General features: G+C 70.8%; 9 protein-coding genes. 2 read left to right on the plus strand and 7 right to left on the minus strand.

Annotation, left to right across the window (positions count from 1 at the left end; all coding sequences use genetic code 11):
• Positions 1–241 precede the first annotated feature (241 nt).
• From VFM98_RS14465 to VFM98_RS14485, 5 genes are all read right to left on the minus strand, one after another.
• Complete coding sequence (locus tag VFM98_RS14465; protein WP_325110614.1) at positions 242–853, minus strand: DUF1080 domain-containing protein; 612 nt, start codon at positions 851–853, stop codon at positions 242–244.
• A 103-nt stretch (positions 854–956) separates the two neighbouring features.
• Positions 957–1676, minus strand: coding sequence for an NAD-dependent deacylase (locus VFM98_RS14470; RefSeq protein WP_325110615.1), 720 nt, complete (start codon positions 1674–1676; stop codon positions 957–959).
• On the minus strand, positions 1673–2797 hold the full coding sequence (locus VFM98_RS14475; protein ID WP_325110616.1) for an NAD(P)/FAD-dependent oxidoreductase: 1125 nt from the start codon (positions 2795–2797) through the stop codon (positions 1673–1675). Before VFM98_RS14475 ends, VFM98_RS14470 begins: the two co-directional genes overlap by 4 nt.
• A complete protein-coding gene (gene rlmB / locus VFM98_RS14480; RefSeq protein ID WP_325110617.1) occupies positions 2794–3537 on the minus strand; it encodes a 23S rRNA (guanosine(2251)-2'-O)-methyltransferase RlmB in 744 nt (247 codons plus the stop codon). The genes VFM98_RS14475 and rlmB overlap by 4 nt, the downstream gene beginning before the upstream one ends.
• Before the next feature lie 9 nt (positions 3538–3546).
• Positions 3547–4260, minus strand: coding sequence for an ABC transporter ATP-binding protein (locus tag VFM98_RS14485; RefSeq protein WP_325110618.1), 714 nt, complete (start codon positions 4258–4260; stop codon positions 3547–3549).
• Between VFM98_RS14485 and VFM98_RS14490 the strand changes: the two genes are divergently transcribed.
• On the plus strand, positions 4259–4897 hold the full coding sequence (locus tag VFM98_RS14490; RefSeq protein WP_325110619.1) for an arylesterase: 639 nt from the start codon (positions 4259–4261) through the stop codon (positions 4895–4897). The genes VFM98_RS14485 and VFM98_RS14490 overlap by 2 nt on opposite strands.
• A complete protein-coding gene (gene mnmH, locus VFM98_RS14495) occupies positions 4894–5991 on the plus strand; it encodes a tRNA 2-selenouridine(34) synthase MnmH (RefSeq protein ID WP_325110620.1) in 1098 nt (365 codons plus the stop codon). The genes VFM98_RS14490 and mnmH overlap by 4 nt, the downstream gene beginning before the upstream one ends.
• A gap of 102 nt (positions 5992–6093) precedes the next feature.
• Here mnmH and VFM98_RS14500 read toward each other — a convergent pair whose 3' ends face one another.
• Together VFM98_RS14500 and VFM98_RS14505 are read right to left on the minus strand one after the other, a co-directional pair.
• A complete protein-coding gene (locus VFM98_RS14500) occupies positions 6094–6879 on the minus strand; it encodes a DUF2189 domain-containing protein (protein WP_325110621.1) in 786 nt (261 codons plus the stop codon).
• Positions 6880–6927: 48 nt separating this feature from the next.
• Positions 6928–7685, minus strand: a 758-nt coding sequence (locus VFM98_RS14505; RefSeq protein WP_325110622.1) for a PLP-dependent transferase, incomplete at its 5' end; no start/stop codon positions are given.

Here is a 7685-nt window from a genome sequence, read left to right on the forward strand (position 1 = left end):
CCGCCAACGGCTATTCCCTCAAGAACTGGCCCACGTGGGCGGTGGTCGCGGTCTCCACCCTGGTGGTGTGGAAGACGCGGGTGCACCTGCTGTGGCTGCTGGGGGCGGGGGCTGTGCTGGGGTGGATGGGTTGGATTTGAAAGCCCAGCTTCGCTGCGCTCGCTGATCGCTGGGCTTCCGGCGCTTCGCGCGTCAGCACCAGCCTACCAGCCGCCGACCGCGCTCAAGATTCAATCGCAACTCACAGCGGCTTGACTTCCACCTTGCGCCACTTGATCGTGCCGCGGCCCCACTGCAGGCCGATCGGGCCGCTGGCGAACTTGCGCACGTTCTCGTGGATGTCCACGGTCTTCTGGCCATTGAGCACCACCACGATGTGGTCGCCCTGGGCGGTGATCTCGTAGGTGTTCCACTTGCCGCCCACGCGCTGGAAGTTCGCCGGCACCTTGGCCACCTTGACCAGCGAGCCGGTGGCGTAGGTGGGGTCGGGCCGCTGGTCGAAGATGTTCGCTTCGTAGCAGTTCTCGTCGTTGACCACGTTCGGGTTCTGGCAGCGGAAGTAGATGCCGCTGTTGGCATCGTCGCTGGCCCAGAATTCGGCGCGCAGCATGAAGTCGCGGTAGCTGTTGTTGGTGAGGAGGTAGGCCGGTTCCTTGCCGCCCGCCGTGGCCTGGATCGCACCGTCGGTGGCGATCCAGTTCGCCTGGCCGACGCGGCGGAAGTTCTCCATGCCCCGGGTGCCGTCGACCAGCGTCGTCCAGCCGCTGCCCGGCATCATGGATTGCATCTGGGCGCAACCGCCCAGGGTGATGGCGGCCAGGGCCACCGCGGCAAGCGTCGTGGGATTCTTCATCTTGGTCTCCTTGCTCTGCCCCGCGCAATTCGCGCGTGCCGGCGATCTTGGAGGGCTTCCGCGCGGCGGCGCAAGAGGAAGAACTAGCGCCCGCGGTGCGGCCTCAATCCGCCAGCAGCAGCGGCAGCAGCGAAGCCGCCGTGCCGCGCAGCACCGCGTCGGCGGCGTCGTCGAGGTCGCTCGCCTGCGGGTTGACGATCACGACCCGCCCGCGCGTGGCGCGCGCCAGCCCCGCGGCCGGATAGACCACGCCGGAGGTGCCCACCACCAGCATCAGGTCGCAGGCCGCGGCCGCCTGCTCCGCCGCCGCGAGGGCCTGCTCGGGCAGCAGTTCGCCGAACCACACCACCGCCGGACGCCGCAGGTTGCCGCAGGCGGCGCAGCGGGGCGGCCGGCCGGGCACGGCGTCTTCGGCCGTGCAGCAGGCCCGCGGCGGCTCCAGCCACCGGTCCTCCATGATGCTGCCGTGCAGCGCCAGCACGCCGGGCGAGCCGGCCCGCTGGTGCAGGCCGTCCACGTTCTGCGTCACCACGGCGAGCCGGCCGGGATGCCGCTGCTGGAAAGCGGCGATGGCGCGGTGGCCCGCGTTCGGCGCTACCTGCGCGATCTGCGCGCGCCGCTCGGCATACCAGTCCCACACCAGCTGCGGCTGCGCGCGGAAACCTTCCTCGGTGGCGAGCTCCTGCGGCCGGAACCTGGCCCAGAGGCCGGTCTGGGCGTCGCGGAAGGTCGGCACGCCCGATTCCGCGCTCATGCCGGCGCCGCTCAGCACCACGATGCGCCGGGCGGCACGGACCCAGTCGCGCACCTGCTCCGGCTTCACCCCTGCCCCGCGCTGCCGCGCAGCATCGGCGCGCCCTGGGTGTGGAAGTAGATCCGCTCGCAGATCCCGCGCATGGCCCGCGTGCGCAGCAGCCAGTTGTACGTCCAGTCGCCCTGCGTCCACTCGAAGAGGGCCCGCAACGCCCGCTTGAAGCGATAGCTGGGGTACTGGTGCGGCAGCCAGGCGGCCGGGTCGGGCACCTTGCCGGCGATGTAGCGCGCCACCGCGACGCCGGCCTCCTCGCCCACGCGCAGCGCAGCGTGGATCCCACCCGCCGTGGCCGGCGAAACCAGGCCCGCCGCATCGCCCACCAGCAGCGCACCGGGCCGCGCCACCCGCGGCAGCCGCCCGCCGCAGGGGATCATGCCGGCGCGGATCGAGACCGGCGTGCCGCGCGGCGTCACGCGTCCTTCGGTCTTGCGCAGGAAGGCGGCGAGGTCCACCCGCCCCTGGTGCGAGCCCGGCGTGACGCGCCGCGCCAGGCCGACCTGCGTGACGCCGACGCCGGCGAAGCCCCAGCCGATGTAGCCCGGCGCGAGCTCCGAGTCGATGAAGCAATGCAGGTAGCCGGGCTCCAGCTCCGCCTGCGCGTATTCGTGCTCGACGCCGAACAGGAACTGCCGGTTCTGCGACAGCCCCAGCGCCTTGGCCACGCGCGAGTGCGGGCCGTCGGCGCCGACGACGTAGTGGCACAGCACCGTCTCGCCCGAGCCGAGCGTCACCGACCAGGGATCGTGTTCGCGCTCGCGCGCGACCGAGGTGAAGAGCGCGCCGAAGCGCACCTCGGCACCGGCCGCCTGCACCAGGCCCACCATCCACTGCATCAGCCGCGGCATGTCGGTGGCCCAGAAGTAGTAGCCGGGCGCGTGCAGGTCCACGTGCCGCAGGTTGGGCGCGTACAGCCGCACACCTTCGATGCGGCGCACCAGCTCGCCCGGCACGTCGCGCAGCCAGGGGATGCTGTCCACCGCATCCTTGACGATCATGCCGGTGGTGTGCAGGCGGGAACCCGCCGCCGGCCTCTTGTCGACCACCAGCACGCGCGAGCCGCCCAGTGCCGCCGCCCGCGCGCACGCGAGCCCGGCGAAACTTGAGCCGACGACCACCAGGTCGTAGATCATCTGCCGCCCCGCTGCCGCACCGCCTCGTACAGGCAGATGCCGCTGGCCACCGAAACGTTGAGGCTCTCCACCGCGCCCAGCATCGGGATCGAGACCAGCGCGTCGCAGGTCTTGCGCGTGAGCTGGCGCAGGCCCGTGCCCTCGGCGCCGAGCACCAGCGCCGTGGCCGCCTTCAGGTCCGCCTCGTAGAGCGACTGCGTGGCCTCGTCGCTCAGGCCCAGGCACCAGATGTTGCGTTCCTTCAGCTCGCCGAGCGTGCGCGCGAGATTGGTCACCATGAAGTAGGGCACCGTCTCGGCGGCCCCGCTCGCCACCTTGGCGACGGTGGCGTTGATGCCGACCGCATGGTCCTTGGGTGCGATCACCGCGTGCGCGCCGGCGCCGTCGGCCACCCGCAGGCAGGCGCCCAGGTTGTGCGGATCGGTCACGCCATCGAGCACCAGCAGCAAGGGCGGGCCTTCCAGCGCGTCGAGCAGGTCGTCCAGCGAGTGGGCGGACGGCAGCGGCTCGACGCGGGCGACCACGCCCTGGTGCCCGGCGCTGCCGGCGAGCCGCGCCAGGCGCAGCCCGTCGGCCTCGATGGGGCGCAGGCCGGCGTCCTGCGCCTTCTGCAGGAACTGGCGCATGCGCGCGTCCTTGCGGCTGGCGTCGACGTAGAGCTCGAGAATGGATCGCGGCGCGGTGCGCAGCCGCACGCCCACGGCGTGGAAGCCGAACAGGACTTTGGGGGAAGACGACATTGGGCGCGATTATCCCGCCTGGGCGCTCGACAGCCTTTCGTCCGGCGCATCGGTGGCGGCGATGCGGCCGGCCTCGATCGTGATGCGGCGCTCGCAGCGCTGCGCGATGGCGCGGTCGTGCGTGACGAGAACGAGGGTGGTGCCCTGCTCCCGGTTGAGCGCGAACATGAGGTCCATCACCGTCTCGCCGGTGGCGAAGTCGAGGCTGCCGGTGGGCTCGTCGGCCAGCAGCACCGCCGGCTGCACGACGAAGGCGCGGGCCAGCGCCACCCGCTGCTGCTCGCCGCCCGAGAGCACGCGCGGGTAGTGGCCCAGCCGCTCGCCGAGGCCCACGCGCCCCAGCATCTCGCCGGCCGCCTTGCGGGCGTCGCGCCGGCCGGCCAGCTCCAGCGGCAGCATCACGTTCTCCAGCGCCGTGAGGTTGCCCATGAGCTGGAAGCTCTGGAACACGAAGCCGACCTGGCGGGCGCGCAGTTCGGCCCGTGCGTCCTCGTCGATCGCGAACAGGTCCTGGCCCGCCAGCCGCACGGTGCCGCGGGTGGGCGTGTCCAGGCCCGCGATGATGGACAGCAGGGTGCTCTTGCCCGAACCGGAGGCGCCGACGATGGCGGCGGTTTCCCGCGCGTCCAGGGAGAAATCGATATCGCGGAGAATCTCCAGGGTGCCCGTCGAGTCGGTGACGGATTTGTAAACGTGTTCTACGGAGATGATGGGTTCGGACATGCGGCTTGGGTTCTGGAGGCGGCGTGACTTTATCGCGGCCGCGCTGGCCGCCCCGGCGGCCGGGTCGATCGCGGCGGCGGCGCCGGTGATCCTGGTCGTGGGCGATTCGCTGAGCGCCGAGTATGGCCTGAAGCGCGGCACCGGCTGGGTGCCGCTGCTGGAACGGCGCTTGGCGCAGGAGAAGATCGCCGCGAAGGTGGTCAACGCCAGCATCAGCGGCGACACCACGTCGGGTGGCCGCTCGCGCCTGCCGGCGCTGCTGCAGCAGCACAAGCCCACCCACGTGGTGCTGGAACTCGGCGCCAACGACGCCCTGCGCGGCCTGCCCCTGGCGATGACGGACGAGAACCTGTCGGCGATGACGGACCTGGCACGCAAGGCCGGCGCCCGCGTGCTGCTGGTGGGCATGCAGGTGCCGCCCAACTACGGCAGCGACTACGCGAAGCGCTTCTCCGGCTTGTTCGAGAAGGTCGCGCAGCGCCACCAGGCGGCGCTCGTGCCCTTCCTGCTGGCGGGCATCGCCGATGCGCCCGATCCGCTGAAGTGGTTCCAGTCCGACCGCATCCACCCGAAGGAAGAAGCGCAGCCGCGCATGCTGGACAACGTCTGGCCGGAACTGAAGAAGATCCTGAAATGAGCGTGCGCCCGATCCCTGCGGCCGACGCGATCGCGCGCCTGGCCGAATTCGATGCCGTCATCGACGCGCGCAGCGAAGCCGAATACGCCGAAGACCACCTGCCGCATGCCATCAACTGGCCTTCGCTGGACAACGCGCAGCGGCACGAGGTCGGCACCCTGTACAAGCAGGTCAACCCGTTCGAGGCCCGCAAGCGCGGCGCCGCCCTGGTCGCCGCCAACATCGCGCGCCACATCGAGCGCGAGGTGATGGACAAGCCCAAGGACTGGAAGCCGCTGGTGTACTGCTGGCGCGGCGGCCAGCGCAGCGGCGCGCTGTCGCTGGTGCTGGGGCAGATCGGCTTCCAGGTGCACCTGGTCGAAGGCGGCTACAAGGCCTTCCGCGGCGCCCTGCTGGCGGAACTGCCGGCGCTGGCGGGCCGGCTGCAGTACCGCGTCGTCTGCGGCCCCACGGGCTCGGGCAAGACGCGGCTGCTGCAGGCGCTGCAGGCGGCCGGCGCGCAGGTGCTGGATCTGGAAGACCTGGCGTGCCACCGCAGCTCGGTGCTGGGGCTGATCCCGGGCCAGCCGCAGCCGACGCAGAAGCGTTTCGACACCTTGGTGTGGGAAAAGCTGCGCAGCTTCGATCCCGCGCGCCCCGTGTACGTGGAAAGCGAGAGCCGCAAGGTCGGCAACGTCGCCGTGCCGGAGGCGCTGATCGAAGCGATGCGCGCCAGCCCCTGCCTGCGGCTGGACCTGCCGGAAGACGAGCGGGTGCAGCTGCTGCTGGAGGACTATGCCTTCTTCCGCGACGACCCGGACCTGTTCTGCGACCGCCTGCAGGCGCTGACGCAGCTGCGCGGGCGCGAGCAGGTGCAGGCGTGGCAACAGCAGGTGCGCGCGGGCGACGTGGAGCCGGTGGTACGCGAGCTGCTGGTGAAGCACTACGACCCGGGCTATGCGAGTTCGACCGAGCGCAATTTCAGGCAGTTCGGCGAAGCGCGCGCCATCGCGCCGAGGGATCGCAGCCATGTCGCGATGGCCGATCTAGCGCGGGAGCTGGTGGTTGAGGGACAGGAAGACCAAAAGGCTTTAACGCAAAAGCCGCAAAAGTGACGCAAAAGCGGCGAAAAAGACAAGGGAAACTTTGAAAGGGTTTCCTTCTGCGGTTTTTGCGAAACTTTCGCGGCTTTTGCGTTAAAAGGCTTTGGCTGTTTTCTAGGGCGACTCCCACTCCACCGCCTCGCGGTACGCATGCCACGTGGCATGCCCCAGCCACGGCCCGACCACCAGGATGCCCAGCGTCCACGGCCACAGGGCCAGCAGCGTCAAGGCCACCACCAGGGCGCCCCAGAACAGCATCGGTAGCACGTTCTCCAGCACCACGCGGAAGCTGGTGAGGCCGGCGGTGATGGCATCGGTGTCGCGGTCCAGGATCATCGGGATCGCGACCACCGTGGTGCAGAACACCAGCCCCGCGAACACGCTGCCCACTGCCACGTAGACGGCCAGGAACTCCCAGTTGCGCGGGTTGAACACGGCATCCAGCACGCTGGCCGTCGAAGGCATGCCGGTGTTGAAGAACACGGCGAACACGACCAGCGATGCCCGGCCCCACAGCAGTTCCAGCAGCGTGAGCACCAGGACCAGCAGGCCCATGCTCCCGAGGTGCTTGTCCCAGCACGTGAGCGACGCGCCGAAGGCGGCCTCCAGGCCCTGCTCGCGGCGCCGGCTCACGTCGTAGAGGCCCATGGCGAGGAAGGGCCCCACCAGCAGGCAGCCCGAAACGAAGGTCATCGTGTACTCGGGGCTGTGGCGGAACACGAAGCCCACCGTCGCCGCCATCGCGCAGAAGCATAGGCCGTAGAAGGCGGCGATGGCGGGCTGGGCGGCCAGGTCGCGCGCGCCGCGGGCCAGCCAGCGCAGGGGCGCGCCCAGGGCGATGCGGCGCACCTGCGGCAAGGCAGGTACGGGCTTGGCTTCGACGCTGGCGGGATTGCCCATGCGCCGCAGCGTAGCGGCGCGCCGGCTCCAGCCCAGCCGGGATTTCCCTCAGCGGCCGAGGGCGCCCAAGGCCTGTTCCAGGTCGGCCTGCAGGTCCTCGGTGGCTTCCAGCCCCACCGCCAGGCGCACCAGCACGCCCTTGTGCTTCCAGGTCCCCAGTTGCGCGCTGCGCATGGCGGGGATGTCGTAGGGCACCACCAGGCTCACCGGCCCGCCCCACGAGTAGCCGAGCCGGAACAGCTTCAGGGCGTCGCAGAAGGCGTCCACCGCCGCCGGCGCATGGCGCTCGTGGAAGACGATGGAAAAAAGGCCGGCCGCCAGCCCGTCCTCGCCGCACAGGGCGCGCCAGTGTTCGTGGCCCGGCGCACCCGGCAGCGCGGGATGCAGCACCTGCACGATCTCCTCGCGGCCGGCGCACCAGCGCGCGAGCTGCCGCGCGCTCTCGTCCTGCGCCCGGTAGCGCAGCGCGAGGCTGGGCAGCGAACGCAGCACCGCCTCGGCGTCGTTGCCGCCCACGCCCCAGCCCATGCGCATGTGGGTGAGCTTCAGGCGCTGGTGCAGGGGCTCGTCGCGCGTGACGATGGCGCCCATGAGGACGTCGCCGCCGCCGCTCGGGTACTTGGTCAACGCGTGCACGGAGATGTCGGCACCCAGGGTCTCGCCGCTGCCCGGCGCGAGGTCGAAGGCCTGGAAGGCGAGGCCGGCGCCCCAGGTGTTGTCCAGCGCGCAGGTCACGCCCTTGCGGCGGCAGATGCGCACCAGCTCGGGCAGGTCCGGGAACTCCATCGTCACGGAGCCCGGCGCTT

This window comes from Ramlibacter sp. (assembly GCF_035706265.1).
Taxonomy (GTDB): domain Bacteria; phylum Pseudomonadota; class Gammaproteobacteria; order Burkholderiales; family Burkholderiaceae_C; genus Ramlibacter.

Bases quoted from the DNA above. Each gene is read 5' to 3' on its own strand.
- rlmB (WP_325110617.1), bottom strand. From the start codon at position 3,537: ATGTCGTCTTCCCCCAAAGTCCTGTTCGGCTTCCACGCCGTGGGCGTG.
- VFM98_RS14500 (WP_325110621.1), bottom strand. From the start codon at position 6,879: ATGGGCAATCCCGCCAGCGTCGAAGCCAAGCCCGTACCTGCCTTGCCG.
- mnmH (WP_325110620.1), top strand. From the start codon at position 4,894: ATGAGCGTGCGCCCGATCCCTGCGGCCGACGCGATCGCGCGCCTGGCC.
- VFM98_RS14485 (WP_325110618.1), bottom strand. From the start codon at position 4,260: ATGTCCGAACCCATCATCTCCGTAGAACACGTTTACAAATCCGTCACC.
- VFM98_RS14475 (WP_325110616.1), bottom strand. From the start codon at position 2,797: ATGATCTACGACCTGGTGGTCGTCGGCTCAAGTTTCGCCGGGCTCGCG.
- VFM98_RS14465 (WP_325110614.1), bottom strand. From the start codon at position 853: ATGAAGAATCCCACGACGCTTGCCGCGGTGGCCCTGGCCGCCATCACC.
- VFM98_RS14490 (WP_325110619.1), top strand. From the start codon at position 4,259: ATGCGGCTTGGGTTCTGGAGGCGGCGTGACTTTATCGCGGCCGCGCTG.